The organism is Paenibacillus hexagrammi, assembly GCF_021513275.1.
In the GTDB taxonomy this organism is placed as follows: Bacteria; Bacillota; Bacilli; order Paenibacillales; family NBRC-103111; genus Paenibacillus_E; species Paenibacillus_E hexagrammi.
In genome coordinates this window covers 3,859,586-3,878,117 of record NZ_CP090978.1, presented here as the reverse complement: position 1 = coordinate 3,878,117, position 18,532 = coordinate 3,859,586, and the positions used below count along the sequence as shown (strand labels likewise).

Sequence of the window (18,532 nt, the reverse complement as noted above, 5' to 3'; positions counted from 1 at the left end):
TGCTTCGCTTCGCAGCCACCTTGAATAACATGCTTGTCTTTTGTCTTTGAGCTGGACAAAGCCATCGAGTTTGTCAAGCAGGTAGATTCCATTCCGAGCTCTAGCAGATTTCACAGACCGGTGTGCTTCTCCGAATTTACTAATTAGCTCTCCATTTGCTATATCAACAGTTAGTATTAGCAAGACGTTATCCTGTAATCATAAAAGCTATGAAGGGAGAACCTGACATGACAATAGTGCCCATCGCCTCCAAGAAACTGCTATTTTGCACCCTTACAGCCGCAGGTTTATTCACACTTGCTGCCTGTGGACAAGTTGACCGACCGATCGTGAAGGTTTCACCTTCTCCGGCAACGAGGGACTCGAAAGAAGGCCCCCGGGCTGAAGCGGGAACTCCTGCTTCCACACCTTCTATGACATCCCCCTCGTCACCGGTCGTCCAACCGCCGGCTTCCACACCTGTACAGAAGCCTCAACCGACTAGCAGAGCAGACGCTCAAGAGGAGTCTGTTCAGGAGGGAACTCTAACCGATTGCGGGGCGGTAACTCTAAAGCATGGAGAGAACGTCTCAAATCTTCCTCTTCGCTGTGTCAAAGCAAGCTATGGCGCGGAAGAGGAAGGGAGCTCCATTCAGGTGTCGCCCGAATCATCGCTTCCCGCTATAGATTATGAACTGCCCGCTGGATTAGAAAGTACGCTTGCCGCGTATTGGATGAACTCCGGAGACAATAAGCATGGCCTGCTGCTGCTGGCTCCAAAGCATTGGATCTCGACGCGAGCACTTTTGGAGCCGACGGTTCATCGGCATTTGACCTTGTGAATCCGGACGATTCACAGGAGTTTGTTAACTATCTGGACAACGGCGCCTGCATAGGCTGTCAAATCTCGAATATTGGCACCTACTTTCCCGATCTTAAGGACTGGGCGGAAGAGCAGGGCTTTCCCGCAGAGGACAGTCCCGAATTTACGAGCCGCAAACTGATCGATGCTAACCATCTCACATATACATTGCAAGCTCCGCAAGGCTATATTTTAAACGGAGCAGCGTATCAAGAGCATGGGGAAGGTGGAGGCGTATTCCGAAATCAGAAGGTTCAGATGAAAGCCTCTTCCAAGGATGCAGCATCCGCCATACTTCATTTCTTTGTGTCTCAAAATAAATAGTCTTCAGCCTGCATGCGGCATCCCATCATTGGGTTCTTCCTCCGGATCTACCTTGACGAGGGTCAGCTTGCCGCGTGAATCCATTTTTACGGTGAACTGATCTTCAGGCTCGATCCGGGCTTGCTCGCTCAATTCTTTGGGAAGCTTGAGCTGCCCGCGTTCTCCCACTTCAACAAGGTAGCCTGCGGTCTTACTCCATTTCCCAGCTGCAAGCACACCTGCGATCAGTAATGCGATCAGCATCCATTTGCTTAGCGGGCTTTCATGGAAGAAAGGGGCAAGGAACGACTCGCCGGTAATCATTTTGCCTGCAGTTAAAGCTAAGACAGCTGAGCCGATATAAATAATCCATGGGAATTTATCCATCCAAGCAATGAACAAAGTGCTGCCCCATACAACAATGGGGACGGATACGAGGAGACCGATCACGACTAACGCAAACTCGCCATGGGCGGCACCTGCGACGGCAATGACATTGTCGAGTCCCATAACGGCATCCGCGACAATAATCGTGCGAATGGCTGCAACCATGCTGTCCTTGGCTTCGATGTGCTCGTGGCCTTTCTTTTCGGCAAGCAGCTTATAAGCAATCCACAGCAAGACCAATCCGCCAGCTAGCAGCAGTCCGGGAATTTTCAGTAAGCTTACGACGACTAGAGTAGCTAATGCACGGATGATCACAGCGCCGACGGTTCCCCATACGATAACTATCTTCTGCGTTTCTTTCTTCAGATTGCGGGCGGCCATGCCAATGACGATGGCGTTATCTCCCGCGAGCACCAAATCAATCAGGATAATGGTGATGAGTGACGTGAAAAATTCCGCTGATAACCATTCCATACGAGAACACTCCTTTGTAAAAGATGGGTTTAAATAAATAGAGCCCGGCACCGTTTCACTGGTGAAGGCTCTTTCTCCATCAAAAAAAGACCTTTACCAGTGAAATGGCAAAGGTCTTGCTAACAACGTGAACGTTGCCAATAAAGCCGGGGTTTGATGAGAACCCGAATTGACGACTTTACTGTAGCAGCTACTCCCCTTTGGAGTTGGGACTATGAATTTATATGTTCATTATATGAACATGATCTAGTCAAGTCAAGGTATTCCTTGGTAATATTCAGCAGATTGAATCAGACCTGATCGAATGCATCCATGATTGCTTGACGCTCTTCTTCCGTTCCATCAAAGCGTTCCTTAGCAAACCGCTCGTTCGCCCACTGCATCATGGCCGGTCTGCCTAGGAATGTATGACACTCTTCGCCCCATTGGTCGGAGATTTCCGTCAGTACGATCTTAGTGCCCTGCACTTCTACATTCAACATATTCCACTTATCTTTTTTGTAAATCACATGTTTTTTAAATCCTGGATTGGACAATTGCAAAACCCCGCTTTGTATTCAGTTTGTATATGGACGCCGCTTCGATTCTGTGCGCCTTCTACTCTGAAGTCTACATGTTTCTTCCCATGTTCGCAAATCGAATCACTTGAGCTTATGATGATTTTTTCTTGCCACAGCTTGAAAAGGGTGATAAAATCCTTCCAAGCCCTTCCAAAAGAGGAGGGGGATATGAGACTAGTTAAGATCAGATTGATGATCTAAACCAAGTAGCAGTAGAGCTGAGAAGAGTCAGAAGAGTAGAGGAGAGATGAGACATGCAAGAACAACGTTATTATGAGCAAGCAGGGGTAGCTGTGACCTCGCGTTCCTATTCGGAATACGAGAAAATGTTCGTGTTACGTACGGAGCAACTGGCAGGGAAAAGAGTCCTTGACGTATCAGGAGGAGCATCCTCATTTACAGCTGAAGCCCGGAAATTAGGGATATTCGCTGAGGCTGCTGATCCCATGTACGCCAAGACACTCAGTGAAATTGAACATACCGGCAAGCTAGAGATTGAAGTGGTTGCCGCTAAAATGGAAAAACTGACTAATGTATATAACTGGGAGTATTACGGGTCCGTAGCTCGTCATAAAGCGGGCAGGGAAGTCGCTCTTGATTTATTTCTTCAAGATTTTGGAGCTCCTGATGCTTCGGGCAGGTATCATGCGGCCATGCTTCCTGAGCTTCCTTTCGATCATGATTCGTTTGAACTGGTGCTTTGCAGTCATTTTCTGTTCTTGTACGAGGAACAGTTCGATTACGACTTTCATCTCCGCGCTTTGCAGGAATTAGTACGTGTTTGTAAGCCTGGAGGGCAGGTTCGAATTTATCCGCTTCTTAATTTCCAGACCAAAGAATACAGTCGTATGGAGGATTTAATGGCTGAAATTAGCCAGTCCGGCTGTATTGTTCAGCGCAATATTTCAGAGCTTCCATTTCTCCCTGGTTCAAAGTTTTACCTGTCTATTGACAAAGCTCCAGGATGCTGAATACATTACCCGTAGAGTCGTTGAAATGCGGCGCCGATTCGGTTTTGTAAGTTGATTTATAGGACCGATGGTGATATAATTTTGTTATTCGCCATAGATGGCGATATTTTTAGGAGGTTGTTCACTTGAAAGGTACAGTAAAATGGTTTAACGCAGAAAAAGGTTACGGATTCATTCAAGTTGATGGTGGAGACGATGTATTCGTTCACTTCTCCGCAATCCAAGGCGAAGGATTCAAAACTCTAGAAGAAGGCCAAGAAGTTGAGTTCGATATCACTCAAGGTAACCGCGGCCCTCAAGCAGCTAACGTCACCAAATTATAAGATTAGGGGATCTCCCACTTATAAATAGTGTCATAGCACAAAAAGTAAAAGACAGTTCCGATTCAAATCGGGGCTGTCTTTTTTGCATGATGTAACAAAATAGAAGGCGCAAGTTGCGTAAGAACTCGCGCCTTTGTAACGTTAGTGGATTAATCGACAACAACAAGAACGTCTTCAATTGGTTTCCGCGGCATCGTACCAGGCTGCTCCTTCGGATGGCCAAGTGAGATAACCATATTGATTTGGAACTGTTCCGGAATATCCAGGTAGGCTCTCATTTGATCCTGAGCCAATAGAACTGGGCCGGTCATGGGACACGTAGCAAGCCCTCTGGCATGCGCGGCAAGCATTAAATTTTGAGCAGCCAGGCAGGAGCTCTTCAATTCCCTCTTCAGCCCAAACTTCATCTCCGACGAGAGCGATCGGGTCGAAGATCTTCTCGCGGAACTTGGATTCATACGGCGTGGCAAGACACACGATGAGCACAGGCGCATCGGAAAAGGCTGTGGCATAGGGGCCGAATGACCGCACCAGCATACGCGCTTCTCTGCTTAAGCCTTGCTGCTCGGCAGCTGCAGCCTTCTGATGAAGCTGATCCCAGGTAAGCTGTTCGATGTGCTTGATTTTTGCTTTATTACGTATCACAATGAATTTCCACGTTTGCGAATTGGTATCGCTGGGTGCGAATCTTGCGCAATCGATGATCTCATGGATATCCTCGAGTGAGACATCCTGCTCAGTAAAATTGCGTATGCTGCGCCGGTCCAGCACAATTTGTTTAAAATCAGTATAGTTCGTCATTCATGCAACCGCCTTCGGGATTATTACTTGGTACTAAGACATCCTCCTTATTATAAGACAGTCGCTACTGCAGCACAACCGTATCTCCCTCGCTTAATCCTTTGAGTACCTCTGTCTTCTCTGGAGTCTCAAGTCCCATCTCAATATCCCGTCTTTCTATGCCTTGTTCAGTTTTTACCATGACATAGTAGCTGTCCTTTTCCTGCTGGATAGCCAGTGTGGGAACGACGATAGCTCCGGTTTTTTTCTCAGTTTCGATGGTGCCGGATAAGCTGAGACCTGCGATTAGCTGATCGTTGGGCTCCAGAGAAATGGTGACTTCAAATTGAGCGGAGGCGGACCCTTGATCCGTTCCGGATTTGGCAAATTTGGAGACCTTCTCGACCTTACCTTGCAGCTTCATTTGCTTGAGCGCATCCACCTTCACTTCAACAGGCATGTCAGGCTTGATTCGGAACACGTCATATTCGCCGACGGTGCATACGAGCTGAAGCTTGGTAAGATCCACAATCTTTCCAATGCGGACGCTTTCTTCCACGGATTGCGGAATTTTCGTGGAATCGTCAAATAGGAAGATGCCGTCATCCGGAGCTAGGAAGGCCGCTTGCTTCACCTTTTCTTGCTTCTTCTTTAGCTGGAGCTCCGCGGAATCCAGATTGATCGCGCTGAGCTGCTCTTGCAGCTTGCGCCCCTCAGAATCTGCGTAGCGCTGTCTTGCTTCGGATTCGCTAATGGAGCCTGCTCCCGAAGAAGTGTCGCCGTAGGAATCCGCTCCGGCTTTAAAATCAGCTAGATCTGCTTCCAACTGCTGTTTCTTCATGCTCATTTGCAGATCCGAGATTTCACTCAGCAGTGGTAGAGCATCCAATTCAAACATAGGCTCACCTTTTTTGACTTGGGAGCCCTCCGATACGTGCCAGGATTTAATTTCTCCTGTAAAAGGAGCATAAATTCTTGTTTCTTTTTCGTAGGAGGATTTGCCGTTCACCTCTACACTGCTAACCAAATCCTCTTTCGTAACTTTGAATTCTAGCTGCGATGGATTACCTGCTTGATCGGGTGATTGCTCATGGATCCCCTTAGGGTGGCTGAATATGTATAAGGCACTGCTGATCCCGCATAGAACAACGGCTGATATCAGCGGTACCCAGATTTTCTTTTTCTTCATTGCTTTGGATCTCCTATTCTCGTTTAATGGCGGTCAGCGCATCCGTTCGGGAGGCTTTTACAGCCGGATATAGACCGGATAAGACGCCGGTTAATATGGCAAAGAACATGCCGACAGGCAGGATCCAAAGGCTGATAAATAAAATTTGCGCCTCTCTGCCCGAAGAATTGCTGCCATCGAATTTGATGATGATCAAATTAATGCCCCATATCACCCAGTAAGTGAGGACGATGCCTGCGAGACCGCCAAGCATACCTAGCAGGGAGGACTCGACAATGAACATGTTACGGATTTGCTTTAAATTCGCACCTAACACCTTCATAATGCCGATTTGCCGCCTTCTCTGATGTGTTGACATGGTCATCGCGACAACAATGGATATCGAGGCTACGAACAGCACAAATAGTCCTACGCCAGTTAATAGTAAGCGGACAATGACAAATTCACCCTTCATGCGATCTTCTTGATATAAGTTCGATTGCGTCTGCAGATGGAGCTTCTTAATCAGGTCTTCGACTTGCTTGACGTTTGTGCTGCTGTCTACTTTTACTTTGACCTCGGAGTACACAGCCGTATTCCCGGTGGCCTGGTTCATCATTTCCAGCATTCGGCGTCCCATGTCGGGAGAAACATAAGCACGCTTATTTCCCGAGATCATATAGTCAGGCAGTCCTTCCGGCTTCTTCAATACTCCCGCCACTCGTATGGGGATTTCGACCTTTTGCGAAGCAGTGTCATCCGCGTTATCTGCGGGTCCACGCATCGTGACCGGTTTAAGAATAAGCTGCTTTTGATACAAAGGATAAGGGATGGCATTCATTTTATCTAACGTATCCATCGTTTCTTTCGTTGGCCGCTGTCTCGTTAATTGGTCGCGTATCTTGAGTGTTTTTTCATCCATGATGCCGAGTGTAGCACCGTAGCTCAAAATAATGCTGTTCTCTTGCCCAGATGGACCTCCTTGTTGAAAGGTGGAATCGAACGCTTCCAGTGTATCCAGTTCCGTTGCTATTAGTTGCAGATTGCCTAGTCTGCCGTTGTCGACGGTAAATTCGAAAGGAGGGAGCTCCTGAAAGCTTGCTACAGCTTTGACATGAGGAAATGTTCGGATAAGAGCGAGCTTTGGCTCTGTCACTTTTGCTTGTCCGCTGGGGTCACCCGATGAATCCATGATTGTGATTTCGTCAGTTTTCAAATAGTAGCTCATCTGCTGCTGACTGTAGTGCTGGATGGACTCCCCAAAGGCAAGTGCGACCATAATGGACGCTGAACCAATGGCGATCCCGACGGCGCAGAGCATAGTGACGACCTTTCGACGCTGAAGCTGGTCCCAGCCAAGGCGAATGTAATCCTTCATTTTCATCCGGCGGCACCTTCCTGACTGTTTTCAAGCATATATCCGTCTCTCAGTTGAAGGATGCGCTGCGTGCGGGATGCGACTTCATGCTCGTGAGTAACAATGACAAAGGTGATTCCGGAATGACGGTTGAGATGAATGAGCAGATCGATGATTTCCGTTTCTGTCTTTGTGTCCAAATTCCCGGTTGGCTCATCGGCGAAGACAATTGCGGGATTCGTAATTAAAGAACGTGCGATGCTGACGCGTTGTTGTTGACCACCGGACAATTGAGAGGGAAACAATTCCGATTTCTCGCCGATCCCCACTTGATGGAGTAGCTTCATGGCGCGGTCTTTTCTGTCTTTAGCGTTTACACTTTGAAAAACGAGCGGGAGTTCCACATTTTCTCTAACGGTTAAATGGGGAATCAGTTCATACGATTGAAAGATGAAGCCGATATGCGTCCTGCGAAATTCCGCTAATCGATTTTCATTCATTTTTTCAATAGGATGGCCGGCAATCAAGATGCTGCCTTGTGTGGGCTTCATCAGTCCCGCCATTAGATTAAGCAGCGTGGACTTGCCTGATCCTGAGCTGCCGAGCAGCGCGACCATTTCACCTTTCTCCACCCGGAAGTTAAGGTCGTGGAGAACGGCAGTTTCTTCCGCACCGTTGCGGAAGCTGTGAGATAACCGTTCAACGGCTAACAAGTGATCAACCTCCTAGTTACGAAACTAACTTGCATGCTGCTTGTTCACTTTCTTATACTTGGTTGTGATTTCAGCTTGCCTCCGGGGAGAGAGTCATCGCTCTGGAAAAGATGTGTTGCCAGGAAACCAATCGCAGATAAAAAAGATAGACTTGCACCTGTAAAGTAGAGCATACTACCGCCCCACACATCAAAGATCCAGCCTCCCAATGTTCCGCTGATCAAACCGGCTACACTTGACCAAGTTGCTGCAAAAATAGCTTGACCGGATGCCCGGTATTCATCAGGGACGATTTGCTGCATGTATCGGATAGCAGTAAAAAGAAAGATCCCAAAAGTGATGCTGTGTAGCAATTGAATGGCGATAATCCATATAGGCTGCTCTACCATGCCCATTATGAAAAATCGCACGGTATAAGCCAATCCCGCGAAAGCGAGAAGGGGTAATTCTTTGAATTTGTGCCCGTACTTACTCAAGAAGAAGAATACAGGAATTTCACTAAGCGCAGATGCCATCCAGGAATATCCGATGATCGAATCGGGAGCGCCTAGCTGCCGCATATGCAGGGCCAAGAAGCCGTCATTAAACCGATGCGAAACGGACATAACGACGGTCAGAACCAGAAACCAAACGAATTTGCGGGAACGGATGATGTTCACCATTCCTCCGAATTCCATCTTCTTGCCGCTTCGCCGACCATCCTTGAGTAAAAAAACGAGAATGAGGGAGCAGCTAATTGTTATAAAGCACAGGAACGGGGTTAATCCTGAACCGAACAGCTTGAGCAGCCAACCGAAAAAACCAGCAGCGAATGCAAAGCCGATGGAACCCCAAACCCGAAAAGATGCGTAGCTAGTTCGGCTTGTCTGGACATGGAGCATAAGCTGACTGTCATTGAGCGAATTTACGGGCTGCTGGAAGAAGAAGAAGATAGCTAAACAGATGTACAAGAGTGTAAACCAGTTGGACGTAAAGACGAATACAGCAGCAATGAGCTGGCCTACAATCAAAATGATCATGATCTTCTTCACGGTCTGGTATTTATCACTCATAAATCCCCAAAGCAAATTCGTAGCGATCCCGATTAAAGGGCCGATTGAATAGAGCAGGCCGATTTGCAGCTTACTGTAGCCTTTATAATCAAAATATAACGGGAAAAAGGTCACCACGATTCCCATCGTCATGAAGAATGAAAACGTGAACAATTTGAGCAGCATATCCTGGGATTTCATAGATATAGACGTATTCATTAGAGATTATCACTCGATTTCATTAAAAATTTTTTTCAAACCCAAGTCCTTGGGATGACGCCGCCGTTTTTCGGAGGATATACATGACGACAAGAAGCTCTGCAACGGTACCGGAGGACTGGGCGAATGCGCCAATCATTCCGTTCCATCCGGGTGTTAACCAAATGGACAAGATGAGCGTACATATGGTCATGGCTGCATTGGCAGACTGAGAGGCGACCATAACCTTCGTCTGTCCTCGAAGCATGAGGATGCCATTGCCATAATCCAGCCACGGAAATGCAAGGGTCATTAGCATGAAAATTCGAAGTGTGCCAAGACTTGCATGAAGTAGCTCGTCGTTTACGCCCATGACATGCTGCATAAAAAGCGGTCCTAGCGGCGTATAGCCAAGTATCGCAATTAATGAAGCAGGAATAAAGCTTAGCATGAGCGAGAAGCGGAATACGGTTTGCGGGTCCTTTTTATAAAAATTCAAAACGATTTGATGGATATAGGAAAAAAAACTCATAACCAGCTGACATAAGCTGCCCGCGATTGCGAAGGAAGAAATAGCCAGGTGAATATTGACGGTCTTACCAAGCATCGCATTAATTGCAGGACCGATGATGACGGCTATGCATGAAGAGTACAGCAGCGGTCTATAGAAGGTGAAAATTTGCCTTTTTGTTTCAATAGCATGGCCTTCAGCCTTTTCTGGTATGACCTTTTTTAGGAGCGCGGTGCCTTCCCATATGCTGACTATAGCCTCGATGATCATGCCGACTAAAAAAATAACGGCTCCGACCTTACCGCTTGTCACATTATCGGTCATAATGAAATATAGTGACAGCAAGTACATGGCGAGAAGCCGAATTCCCATACCGATCGTTAGCCATTTCGTTCGCATATTGAAGATGATAATGCCATGAAACAGACATCTCAACCCAGAAAAAATGCTTACAAACATGAGAATCCTATAAACGTCAATAATGGGAAACAGCAGCTCACGCTCGACACCGAATAAATAAATAAACACCCATTTCCCGATGGATGTATAGCAAAGTATCAATCCGATTAAGATGATGCTGGCGAACACATAAGCGCTCACTGCGCCCATGGCGCGGAACGATATCCGGTCACGTACTAAAGCCGAGCAGGTCTGCCGCAGAAGAACAACCGGCTTCTCGGTTAGACCGAGCAGGCTCAGGGGCAGGGCGTAGCTGGCGATCACGACTTCAGGGTTATCCGCCCGGGCCAGTGTGCTGTTAATAATAACGTGGGATAGGGTAACTAATGTTGCAGATAAACCTAATGGCAAAAAAAGAAGCTGAGCTGTTTCCATGTTACGGAGTTGCTTTGCTGTAAGGTTGACATTTGGATCTCTCCCTAACCGTGTGCTCCCTTTATAAACGTTATTCTAGTATAACAGAAAATGAAATCGCGTTGACACACAATTTTGACTGGAACCCTGAAGCTTGAAGTGATACATTTAAAGGTAAGGTTGTATGTATAAATGCAGGATTAGTTTCTAGCAAGGAGGCTTGACCGAAGATGGCTAGTTATTTTCGTTACGATGAGCGGCTCGGTATTGAAATCCCCGATCTCGAGAATGAGTGGGAATCGTACACCTCCGAAGAACGCTCTCAGATCTTACTTCGGTGGGAGCAGATACGTGGATATATACCTGACCGAATCCATAAGCTGGAAGCGGTTATTATAGGGAAGCAGAATCAATTGGATCAAGAGGATGATTTCCCTACATCGTGTCGGTTGAATTCTGAAATTGCCGATACGGCAAGCACGATTAACGATCTCCATCTCTGGTTTCGTGTGAACCAGGATTTCGAAGCAAAGGCTCATATGTAATGTACCAACAAGACGCTGCCAGGTAGTCAGTTTTTCGTCATAAAAACTTGAAGCGGGTTTTTAAGAAAGGGTGACTTACATGCAAAGCAAAAAAGTGAATCAAGGTTGGCTGGATACGATTGCAAGGCCGCTGCTGGAGCACTTACCGTCCCTATATCCGTCCGAAGAGTGGAATAGAGATTTGGATGCGCGAATTGAAGGATTAATATTGGATGATATTAGTATGGGTATGAAGGATAAGGAGTCTTATGCGCTGGCTACAAAGGCAGGGCTTTTTCTCTTAAATGAAAGCTTGGATAAATCCCATGATATTGCCCAGGAAATTACGAATGCTACGGGCAGCTATTGGCATGCCATTATGCATCGTATGGAGGGGGATTACAGTAACAGCAAGTATTGGTTCCATGATGTCGGCTATCATCCTATTTTTACGCATCTAACGAATTGTGTTAGAAACTATTTATCGATCAAAGATTTAACTGAATTAGAGCATGAAGGTCTTCGCTGTAAGCTGGAGGTTTTGATTACGTCTCCGGTTTGGAACCCGCATGTATTTATTGATGCCGTAGAGCTTCAATTAACGCATGTTCAGCATCCGAAGGTCGAGGAATGGCTGAAGCACATACAGCGATATGAGATGCAGCTTTTGCTGCAATATGGCTATGAACAAATTAGTGGAGGAAGTTTGCTTGAAGCAATCGGACAGAAATAAGAGTGGCAGGAAGGTTCCTGTAGACCCGTTTCGGCTTATGCTAAGAGTGTACCGTTATATCTTGCCGGACGTTGACCGGGAGCTTTCCAAATGGCGAACGTCAGCGCAGCAAATTCCTGATCAGGAGCTTCGTACGCAAGCGCTGGCAAGTATCACAGATAAACAATTTCACTGCCAGGGCGGAGCCGTGTATGCGGCGGCAAATTTATCTATGAGGCATATCCTCATTCCGCTTATTGTTGCTTTTCAGACAATCAGCGACTATCTGGACAATTTATGCGACCGCAGTACTTCACTCGACCCGCAGGATTTTAGACAGCTGCATCAATCCATGCTTGACGCGGTGGATCCTGCTGCGCCGCTTCATGATTATTATGCCTACCGGCAGGAAAAGGAAGATGGCCGCTATTTGTATGAGCTTGTGGCTGCATGCCAGTCCTGCATTCGAGAACTGCCCTCCTATTCGGTGGTAGCTGACCGCGTGCGGACGCTGGTATCGCTTTATTGCGATCTTCAAGTGTACAAGCATATACGCAAGGAATTGCGCGAGCAGGAGCTTCAGCAGTGGTGGAATCTACATCATCGTGACTATTCTCAGCTTAGCTGGAACGAATTTGCCGCTGCAACAGGATCTACACTCGGCATGTTCATGCTGTTCCTAGCCGCATGTGAGCCGCAGCTCCATGAAGACCAAGTCGTGCATATTAGGGATGCCTACTTTCCTCTATGTTTGCGGTCTACATATCCTTCTGGATTATTTAATCGACCAAGAGGAAGATCTTGTGGGCGGCGATCTGAACTTTTGCAGCTACTATGATAATATGGATACGACAGCGGAAAGGATCGCCTACATAGCTGAGGAAGCGAGAACTAAAATTTTATGCTTGGAACATCCGCGATTTCATCGTATGATAATTGAAGGTTTGCTCGCGCTCTACCTTTCAGACCCAAAAGTCAAGAGTCAAAAACAGGTTCAACAAATTTCACGACGTCTAATGAAAAATAGTCCCCTTTACCCGGTTATTTTTCTGGATAAATAGCATGTACATCAGAACGACATCATGAATGGATTCATGGAGAAATTGAAGGAGGAAATGAAATGTCAGCAGTAAAATCAATTGCAGTATTAACTAGCGGAGGCGATTCTCAAGGGATGAACGCAGCCGTGCGCGCCGTTGTTCGCAGTGCGCTCTATCACGGACTGGAGGTATACGCAGTTCAGCGCGGCTACCACGGGCTCATTAACGATGACATCCGTAAGATGGATCTTCGCAGTGTTGGAGATATCATCCAACGCGGAGGGACGATTCTTCAAACTGCCCGCTGCAAAGAATTCATGACACTGGAAGGGCAACAAATCGGAGCAGAAAACCTGCGCAAACGCGGGATTGATGGCCTTGTTGTCATTGGTGGCGACGGTTCTTACCAAGGTGCGAATAAATTAAGCAAGCTAGGCATTAAAACGATGGGTCTTCCCGGCACGATTGACAACGATATCCCATTCACGGATTTCACAATCGGTTTCGATACAGCTGTCAGCATTGTGGTAGATGCCATCAATAAGCTTCGCGATACGATGACTTCACACGAGCGTTCCTCGGTAGTTGAAGTTATGGGCCGTCATTGTGGAGAAATCGCTCTATATGCAGGTCTAGCCAGCGGGGCCGAAACAATTATCGTTCCGGAAGTGTCTTATGACATTGATGAAGTTGCCAACCGCATGAAGGACAACTTCTCCCATGGCAAGCGTCACAGTATCATCCTGGTAGCTGAAGGCGCTGGTACGGGTGAAGGAATCGCCAAGCAAATTACAGAGCGCAATGGCATTGAGCCTCGTGTAACGGTACTTGGCCATATTCAGCGGGGCGGTGCGCCTACGCACAATGACCGGATTCTGGCAAGCCGCCTGGGCGATTTTGCAGTACGTAAGCTGATGGAAGGTGACTCCTCCAAAGCCTGTGGGGTTATCAAAGGCGAGCTTGTAGCAACGGACATTGATCTTGTAGTCAACACCAAGCGTCCATTCAACACAGAGCTTTACGAGTTGGCTCAACGCTTGTCTCAATAACAAGTAAACGGCTACTCACAAAAATTGGCTTGTAATAAGTGTAAGGTTTCGCTATAATAGCCACACAATCAACAAAGCGAAATTATGTCAATGAAGAGCATCCAACTCGGAGACGCTTTCGACCCGGTAGGTATGGGTAAGACGCCTATCACTAAGTTAGCCGGCACCGCCCGTTATCGCGGAATCCAAGCGGATGGCACATGCAAGTGTGTCATCAAGTTGGGTGGCACCGCGAGCAGAACGCTCCTCGTCCCAATCGGAGAGGAGCGTTCTTTGTCTTTTTTAGAAAAGAAAAAGGAGCGGTGGTTAGGATGTCGGACATGAAGCAGGTGGTCATTTGTAAAGCGGTCAGGGAGACTGCGAGCTCAATACTGCAAACGATGATAAGCTATGCCGAGGAAATCTTACAGCTGCTGGAGCTTCCTTATCGAGTTAGTTGTAGAGGTTTGCAGCGGAGATATGGCTGGAAAAATTATAAGCAATTCGATATTGAAACGTGGATGCCGAGCCGAGGGAGCTACGGAGAGACACATTCTGCATCCAACCTGCTTGATTTTCAAGCAAGACGTAGCAAAATCCGCTATAAGGATGAAGAGGGACAGCTGCATTATCCTTATACGCTGAATAATACAGCTGTTGCTTCGCCACGCATCTTGATTCCACTTCTAGAGAATCACCAGAGGGAGGACGGCTCGATCTATGTGCCTGAGGCACTTCGACCCTATATGAGAGGAATAACGGAATTGCGTTAATAGCCTTCGCTAATATTGACTACATTCATGTAAGGCTCGCCGCTCAGAAAAGCTCGGATGTTATGGTAAAAGATGGTCGAGGCTCGCTTCGTATATTGTGCGGAAGCACCGGCGATATGCGGTGTTACAATCACATTATCGAGCTTCCATAACGGAGAATCAGCTGGAAGCGGTTCTTGTTCGAACACGTCCAGAGCAGCTCCGGCGATTTTCCCTGTCTGAAGAGCATCAATTAGCGCTGCTTCGTCGATGACTTCACCGCGTGCCATATTGATCAAGAAGCTGGTCTTTTTCATCAGTGAAAGATGTTCCTTGGTAATAAGTTGCTTCGTTTTGGATGTGCTTGGCAGCAGCAGTAATACAAAATCGCTCTTTGTGAGAAGCTCATTCAATCCGGCATCGCCGCAGAGCATTTCGTCAAAATGTGCATTCGGGGTGCCGCTTCGGTTCAGACCGATCACCTGCATATCAAACGCTTTCGCTTTCCGGGCTACGGCTTCCCGATCGCTCCCGCGCCGATTATGCCCAGTGTTTGGCCGTATAGCTCGTCAAATTGAACGCTTGCATCCCATTTTTGGTGCTGCTGGTTGTGGTTAAGAAGGTTACTCTTACGAACCCATTGGAGCATCAGGCTAAGAGTGAATTCACTCATTTGTACGGTATGTACCCTCTGGCGTTTGTGAGTATAATATTTCGCTCGGCAAATTCTTTCAGTGGAAGCTTGTCTACACCAGCCGACAAGGTTTGGACCCATTTCAGCTTTGCTGCTTTAGCCGTTATCTTGGGATGCATTCTCCCTGTAGTCACAATAGCATCAGCGTCTTCAACGAAATCTATAGCTTCATCGGTTTCCCTAAACCACTGGAAGCTAACCTTTTCTTGTAAATCCTTAGGCAGGTGATCTTGTAAATACGTGAGATCCATACCTGTGATGGCGATGATTTTCATTTTGAATCACTCCCTCGGATGTAATGGTGGTCGTTTCCGGCTCGCGAACTTTCAGGTTCATGATATTAAAAATGGGTTCATAAGTAAATAAGCGGAGGTAAAAAGAACATGTCAAACAGCCGTCCGGCATCACTAATCTGATGTGCGGACGGCTGTCATATGCCGGGTATTAATAATTTACGTCAGGTGTATAGTTGTTATTGGCGTTCCATAGTAAGAATTCATCAATGCCGTTGTCTTTGAGAGCCTTGATTTGTTCTTCGACTTCATGCTTGCCGTATTTAATATGGCCGGGTACCCAGGACGCTGTAAAGTCTTGGATCCAAGGTCTAACGATAGGCTTTAACCCCTGAGTTTCGAGGCTTTCCAGTTTCTTATTCGTATCGACTGAAGCTCCGTTGATGGTCGCATAAGGAGCAGCGTCCGGTACTTTAGTTCCAAACCAGCCGTTGCCGTAATGGCTTGGGTAAATCATGGGACAAATCACATTTACATTCTCGGAAATTTTCTCAAAATCTTGCCCGATTCCTTCTGCTGCGGGTACTGATGCCGCATATCCGAAAATATCAACGGAAACACGCACACCTAGTGGCTCTAGTTGCTCCCTAGCATATTTGACAAAAGAAGCTACGGCATCAATGCGGCTACGTTCGTCTCTGGTGTATTTCAGAATATCGGCTCTTTTTTCAAAGCCTTCCGGAAAGCGGACATAATCAAACTGGATTTCTTTAAAGCCTGCTTTGACAGCTTCCTTAGCCACGGCAATGTTGTAGTCCCATACTTCCTTCATGTATGGATTCACAAAGCTGTCAGGTGGAGTTTTGCTATTGCCCCACAGCGTACCGTCAGGGTTTATGTACGATAGCTCTGGGTGCTTCTTGGCTAGCACCGTATCCTTAAATACCACGATACGTCCGATCGGATAAATGTCATGCTCCTTGAGTGTGTTCATAAGCGCAGGCATGTCGCCGATAATCTTCTGGGTAGTGCCCATGGCGTCAAGGTCCGGATTGCCGGTCTCCCATGTGATATAGCCCCAGTCGTCCTTCACGTCGATGACCATGGAATTAAGCTCCGTATCATCCATCAGTTTTACAAGTGTGTTCAAACGGCTTCCACCTGCGCTATGCGCTGTGGAGTAAATTCCCTTCACTTTAGGAGCGTCCTTCTGCGGGTCGACCTTGTTTACAGGAACCAGCGTATTCGTCCCATCTGCAGCAGCCGTTTGCACAACAGCATTCTTGGCATCCAGGGATGCCTGAACTAGCTGCTCAAAATTGGCGTCGGGGTTTGTAGCCGTAACATTTCCCCAAATCATCACTAAAGAAGCAAGTAAAATATCCATGATGAATAATTCCTCTCCCATCTATCATTCTATTAGTATTATAAGGCAAGCAAGAATTCCCGCACAGAGGAAAATTGTAGAGGATTGTTGAAACACGTAGATGACTGTCAGGAAGGAAGACGTGATAAGCTTTTCGTGAACAAAAAAACACCCTGGACTCTTAGGGCTTATGCAAGCCAACTTAGAACCGGGTGTCTTTTCTTTACTTTTGAACTTGTCCTGTTTCGGAATTGGTGATTTCTGCTTGGTTTACTTCTTTACGTGGCAGCTGCTCGTCTGAGGAGTTGCCGTTGTTTCCGTTCGTAGCGTCCTTGAATTCTCTAAACATTTTACCAAAACCGCGTCCTAGCTCAGGCAGCTTGTTGGGCCCAAACAAGAGAAGCGCGACAATCGCAATCAATATGATGTGCCATGGTGATAACGCACCCATGATAACACCTCCAAGTTTCGTTTCTTCTCCTACCATCATACCACGATCTTATTATAAACTACACAGCCTATTTATTACAAAACTCAAACAAATCCGTCTGCAGAAAAAAACGCCTCTTAATGGTAAAAGGCGTCTTTGTGGTGCTCAGAGATGCTGAATTGAATAATTTCCATCACGTCTTCCGCTTCGAGTGCTTCCAATCCATATCGCAGTACGATTTCGGATTCCAGCTCACTGCTGGTCAAAAAGGAAATCAACTCCGGCGTTAATTTCATCACAATCCTGGATAACTTGACTGTCTCCACAAGCATCACCCTTCCAATCATAAGATTAGAAAAAGACCTACGCCTGAACCACTGTGATCAAACCAGAACTATATGAAATTACAATTCTTATTATAGCACAACAAAAGACGCTTCTGAAAGAGGCTGTTTTCACGGTTGTTTCAAAATCTCTCACTTAGGCTTGCGGAATTCGCCCATAACACCAACCGTTTCAACTACATTTACGAATGCTTTCGGATCTATTGCTTTGATTATCCGTTTTAACTCTGCAAGCTCATACCGTGTGGTTACAGTCATCAACATGTCATGCTGCTTGTTCGTATAAGCACCTTCTGTTTTCATAACCGTTACGCCGCGCGGCAATTGCAGCAGCCGTTTTAGTAATTCATCTTTTTGCATCGTAACGATAAAAGCTGTCACTTTCACATGCCGGATGTGGATGGCATCCACGACCTTACCGCTGATGTAGATCGTAAGCATCGAGTAGAGGGGAAGATCCCAATCCTGCTTGTAGTAACCTAATAATAGAATTACGCCGCCGTTCAGTGCAGAGAGGATTGTACCAAGTGGAAAATCAAATTTACGGGTTAGAACGGAACCCACAATATCAAATCCGCCGGTGGAGCCGCCGATCCTAAGCGTAATACCGCTGCCAATACCAATTAGAACGCCGCCGAATACAGCACCGAGGATAGGAGCTTGCGCGACATAGCTCGTGGGCAGCACCTGCATAAGCCAAGAAGTAAGTACGACGGATATGACGCTGTAAACAATGAATCGTTTGCCAATAGAGAGGGAGTCCCCAGATCATAATTGGCATATTGAGCAGCAGGTAGAGCAGAGCGATATTCCACTTGGTAAAATAGCCGATCAGCATGGCGATACCGGAGACGCCTCCGCTGAGCAGCTGGTGCGGAATGAGGAACATGTTAAAACCGACGGATATGAGAATCGCGCCGACAAAAATGATAAGAATATCAAGCGTTTTTTTCAAAAATCTCCACCTCTACATCCTATG

19 protein-coding genes and 4 pseudogenes are annotated in these 18,532 nt (G+C 46.8%); 9 read left to right on the top strand and 14 right to left on the bottom strand.

The features are described 5' to 3' along the window. Positions 1–227: 227 nt before the first annotated feature. Together L0M14_RS17690 and L0M14_RS17685 are read left to right on the top strand one after the other, a co-directional pair. Entirely contained in the window at positions 228–821 is a 594-nt protein-coding gene (locus tag L0M14_RS17690) for a DUF4850 domain-containing protein (RefSeq protein ID WP_235117969.1), read from the top strand. Further along, positions 818–1,165 carry a DUF4850 domain-containing protein gene (locus L0M14_RS17685; RefSeq protein ID WP_235117968.1) on the top strand — a complete coding sequence of 116 codons (348 nt, stop codon included), beginning with the start codon at positions 818–820 and terminating at the stop codon, positions 1,163–1,165. Before L0M14_RS17690 ends, L0M14_RS17685 begins: the two co-directional genes overlap by 4 nt. A 3-nt stretch (positions 1,166–1,168) precedes the next feature. Here L0M14_RS17685 and L0M14_RS17680 read toward each other — a convergent pair whose 3' ends face one another. Next, the gene (locus L0M14_RS17680) at positions 1,169–2,005 is read right to left on the bottom strand and encodes a TerC family protein (RefSeq protein WP_235117967.1); all 837 of its coding nucleotides are present in this window, start codon (positions 2,003–2,005) and stop codon (positions 1,169–1,171) included. A 290-nt stretch (positions 2,006–2,295) separates the two neighbouring features. Further along, positions 2,296–2,487 (bottom strand): hypothetical protein, encoded by a 192-nt coding sequence (locus tag L0M14_RS17675; RefSeq protein ID WP_235122943.1) that lies wholly within the window; start codon positions 2,485–2,487, stop codon positions 2,296–2,298. Positions 2,488–2,819: 332 nt separating this feature from the next. Here L0M14_RS17675 and L0M14_RS17670 point away from each other — a divergent pair, with 332 nt between their 5' ends. Both L0M14_RS17670 and L0M14_RS17665 read left to right on the top strand, forming a co-directional pair. Beyond that, entirely contained in the window at positions 2,820–3,536 is a 717-nt protein-coding gene (locus tag L0M14_RS17670; protein ID WP_235117966.1) for a methyltransferase domain-containing protein, read from the top strand. 125 nt (positions 3,537–3,661) lie between these two features. Continuing rightward, positions 3,662–3,859 carry a cold shock domain-containing protein gene (locus L0M14_RS17665; RefSeq protein ID WP_188174947.1) on the top strand — a complete coding sequence of 66 codons (198 nt, stop codon included), beginning with the start codon at positions 3,662–3,664 and terminating at the stop codon, positions 3,857–3,859. 149 nt (positions 3,860–4,008) lie between these two features. Here L0M14_RS17665 and L0M14_RS17660 read toward each other — a convergent pair. The 6 genes and pseudogenes from L0M14_RS17660 to L0M14_RS17635 all read right to left on the bottom strand — a co-directional run bounded on the left by L0M14_RS17660 (position 4,009) and on the right by L0M14_RS17635 (position 10,451). Beyond that, positions 4,009–4,660: pseudogene (locus L0M14_RS17660) on the bottom strand (nitroreductase family protein). Between the two features lie 64 nt (positions 4,661–4,724). Next, the gene (locus tag L0M14_RS17655) at positions 4,725–5,828 is read right to left on the bottom strand and encodes an efflux RND transporter periplasmic adaptor subunit (RefSeq protein WP_235117965.1); all 1,104 of its coding nucleotides are present in this window, start codon (positions 5,826–5,828) and stop codon (positions 4,725–4,727) included. 13 nt (positions 5,829–5,841) lie between these two features. Continuing rightward, positions 5,842–7,191 (bottom strand): ABC transporter permease, encoded by a 1,350-nt coding sequence (locus L0M14_RS17650; RefSeq protein ID WP_235117964.1) that lies wholly within the window; start codon positions 7,189–7,191, stop codon positions 5,842–5,844. After that, the gene (locus tag L0M14_RS17645; RefSeq protein WP_235117963.1) at positions 7,188–7,877 is read right to left on the bottom strand and encodes an ABC transporter ATP-binding protein; all 690 of its coding nucleotides are present in this window, start codon (positions 7,875–7,877) and stop codon (positions 7,188–7,190) included. The genes L0M14_RS17650 and L0M14_RS17645 overlap by 4 nt, the downstream gene beginning before the upstream one ends. 44 nt (positions 7,878–7,921) lie before the next feature. Continuing rightward, complete coding sequence (locus L0M14_RS17640; protein ID WP_235117962.1) at positions 7,922–9,127, bottom strand: MFS transporter; 1,206 nt, start codon at positions 9,125–9,127, stop codon at positions 7,922–7,924. 22 nt (positions 9,128–9,149) lie between these two features. Further along, positions 9,150–10,451, bottom strand: coding sequence for a multi antimicrobial extrusion protein MatE (locus L0M14_RS17635; RefSeq protein WP_235117961.1), 1,302 nt, complete (start codon positions 10,449–10,451; stop codon positions 9,150–9,152). 209 nt (positions 10,452–10,660) lie between these two features. Between L0M14_RS17635 and L0M14_RS17630 the strand changes: the two genes are divergently transcribed. The 5 genes and pseudogenes from L0M14_RS17630 to L0M14_RS17610 all read left to right on the top strand — a co-directional run bounded on the left by L0M14_RS17630 (position 10,661) and on the right by L0M14_RS17610 (position 14,507). Beyond that, positions 10,661–10,975: a hypothetical protein gene (locus tag L0M14_RS17630; protein WP_235117960.1), complete on the top strand. Its 315-nt coding sequence runs from the start codon at positions 10,661–10,663 to the stop codon at positions 10,973–10,975. A gap of 79 nt (positions 10,976–11,054) precedes the next feature. Continuing rightward, on the top strand, positions 11,055–11,687 hold the full coding sequence (locus tag L0M14_RS17625) for a hypothetical protein (protein WP_235117959.1): 633 nt from the start codon (positions 11,055–11,057) through the stop codon (positions 11,685–11,687). 37 nt (positions 11,688–11,724) lie between these two features. Beyond that, positions 11,725–12,752, top strand: a pseudogene (locus tag L0M14_RS17620) (tetraprenyl-beta-curcumene synthase family protein). Positions 12,753–12,786: 34 nt separating this feature from the next. Next, positions 12,787–13,755 (top strand): 6-phosphofructokinase, encoded by a 969-nt coding sequence (pfkA, locus tag L0M14_RS17615; RefSeq protein ID WP_235117958.1) that lies wholly within the window; start codon positions 12,787–12,789, stop codon positions 13,753–13,755. Positions 13,756–14,066: 311 nt separating this feature from the next. Further along, entirely contained in the window at positions 14,067–14,507 is a 441-nt protein-coding gene (locus L0M14_RS17610) for an aminoacyl--tRNA ligase-related protein (protein WP_405030789.1), read from the top strand. On the opposite strand, the pseudogene L0M14_RS17605 reads toward L0M14_RS17610, so the two are convergent. The 6 genes and pseudogenes from L0M14_RS17605 to L0M14_RS17580 form a co-directional block, all read right to left on the bottom strand. Continuing rightward, positions 14,504–15,135 (bottom strand): annotated as a pseudogene (locus tag L0M14_RS17605) (D-2-hydroxyacid dehydrogenase). The gene L0M14_RS17610 and the pseudogene L0M14_RS17605 sit on opposite strands and share 4 nt — an antisense overlap. 20 nt (positions 15,136–15,155) lie before the next feature. Further along, positions 15,156–15,455: a Rossmann-fold NAD(P)-binding domain-containing protein gene (locus L0M14_RS17600; RefSeq protein ID WP_235117957.1), complete on the bottom strand. Its 300-nt coding sequence runs from the start codon at positions 15,453–15,455 to the stop codon at positions 15,156–15,158. Positions 15,456–15,624: 169 nt separating this feature from the next. Further along, positions 15,625–16,800 carry a putative glycoside hydrolase gene (locus tag L0M14_RS17595; RefSeq protein ID WP_235117956.1) on the bottom strand — a complete coding sequence of 392 codons (1,176 nt, stop codon included), beginning with the start codon at positions 16,798–16,800 and terminating at the stop codon, positions 15,625–15,627. Between the two features lie 202 nt (positions 16,801–17,002). Next, positions 17,003–17,230 carry a Sec-independent protein translocase subunit TatA/TatB gene (locus L0M14_RS17590; RefSeq protein ID WP_235117955.1) on the bottom strand — a complete coding sequence of 76 codons (228 nt, stop codon included), beginning with the start codon at positions 17,228–17,230 and terminating at the stop codon, positions 17,003–17,005. Positions 17,231–17,346: 116 nt separating this feature from the next. Further along, entirely contained in the window at positions 17,347–17,541 is a 195-nt protein-coding gene (locus tag L0M14_RS17585; RefSeq protein ID WP_235117954.1) for a hypothetical protein, read from the bottom strand. A 144-nt stretch (positions 17,542–17,685) separates the two neighbouring features. Then, positions 17,686–18,508 (bottom strand): annotated as a pseudogene (locus L0M14_RS17580) (YitT family protein). Between the last annotated feature and the right edge of the window lie 24 nt (positions 18,509–18,532).

Excerpts from the sequence above, each read along its gene's own strand:
- L0M14_RS17690 (WP_235117969.1), top strand. The coding sequence starts at position 228 with ATGACAATAGTGCCCATCGCCTCCAAGAAACTGCTATTTTGCACCCTT.
- L0M14_RS17680 (WP_235117967.1), bottom strand. The coding sequence starts at position 2,005 with ATGGAATGGTTATCAGCGGAATTTTTCACGTCACTCATCACCATTATC.
- L0M14_RS17675 (WP_235122943.1), bottom strand. The coding sequence starts at position 2,487 with ATGTTGAATGTAGAAGTGCAGGGCACTAAGATCGTACTGACGGAAATC.
- L0M14_RS17670 (WP_235117966.1), top strand. The coding sequence starts at position 2,820 with ATGCAAGAACAACGTTATTATGAGCAAGCAGGGGTAGCTGTGACCTCG.
- L0M14_RS17655 (WP_235117965.1), bottom strand. The coding sequence starts at position 5,828 with ATGAAGAAAAAGAAAATCTGGGTACCGCTGATATCAGCCGTTGTTCTA.
- L0M14_RS17650 (WP_235117964.1), bottom strand. The coding sequence starts at position 7,191 with ATGAAAATGAAGGATTACATTCGCCTTGGCTGGGACCAGCTTCAGCGT.
- L0M14_RS17640 (WP_235117962.1), bottom strand. The coding sequence starts at position 9,127 with ATGAATACGTCTATATCTATGAAATCCCAGGATATGCTGCTCAAATTG.
- L0M14_RS17635 (WP_235117961.1), bottom strand. The coding sequence starts at position 10,451 with ATGGAAACAGCTCAGCTTCTTTTTTTGCCATTAGGTTTATCTGCAACA.
- L0M14_RS17630 (WP_235117960.1), top strand. The coding sequence starts at position 10,661 with ATGGCTAGTTATTTTCGTTACGATGAGCGGCTCGGTATTGAAATCCCC.
- L0M14_RS17625 (WP_235117959.1), top strand. The coding sequence starts at position 11,055 with ATGCAAAGCAAAAAAGTGAATCAAGGTTGGCTGGATACGATTGCAAGG.
- pfkA (WP_235117958.1), top strand. The coding sequence starts at position 12,787 with ATGTCAGCAGTAAAATCAATTGCAGTATTAACTAGCGGAGGCGATTCT.
- L0M14_RS17610 (WP_405030789.1), top strand. The coding sequence starts at position 14,067 with ATGTCGGACATGAAGCAGGTGGTCATTTGTAAAGCGGTCAGGGAGACT.
- L0M14_RS17600 (WP_235117957.1), bottom strand. The coding sequence starts at position 15,455 with ATGAAAATCATCGCCATCACAGGTATGGATCTCACGTATTTACAAGAT.
- L0M14_RS17595 (WP_235117956.1), bottom strand. The coding sequence starts at position 16,800 with ATGGATATTTTACTTGCTTCTTTAGTGATGATTTGGGGAAATGTTACG.
- L0M14_RS17590 (WP_235117955.1), bottom strand. The coding sequence starts at position 17,230 with ATGGGTGCGTTATCACCATGGCACATCATATTGATTGCGATTGTCGCG.
- L0M14_RS17585 (WP_235117954.1), bottom strand. The coding sequence starts at position 17,541 with ATGCTTGTGGAGACAGTCAAGTTATCCAGGATTGTGATGAAATTAACG.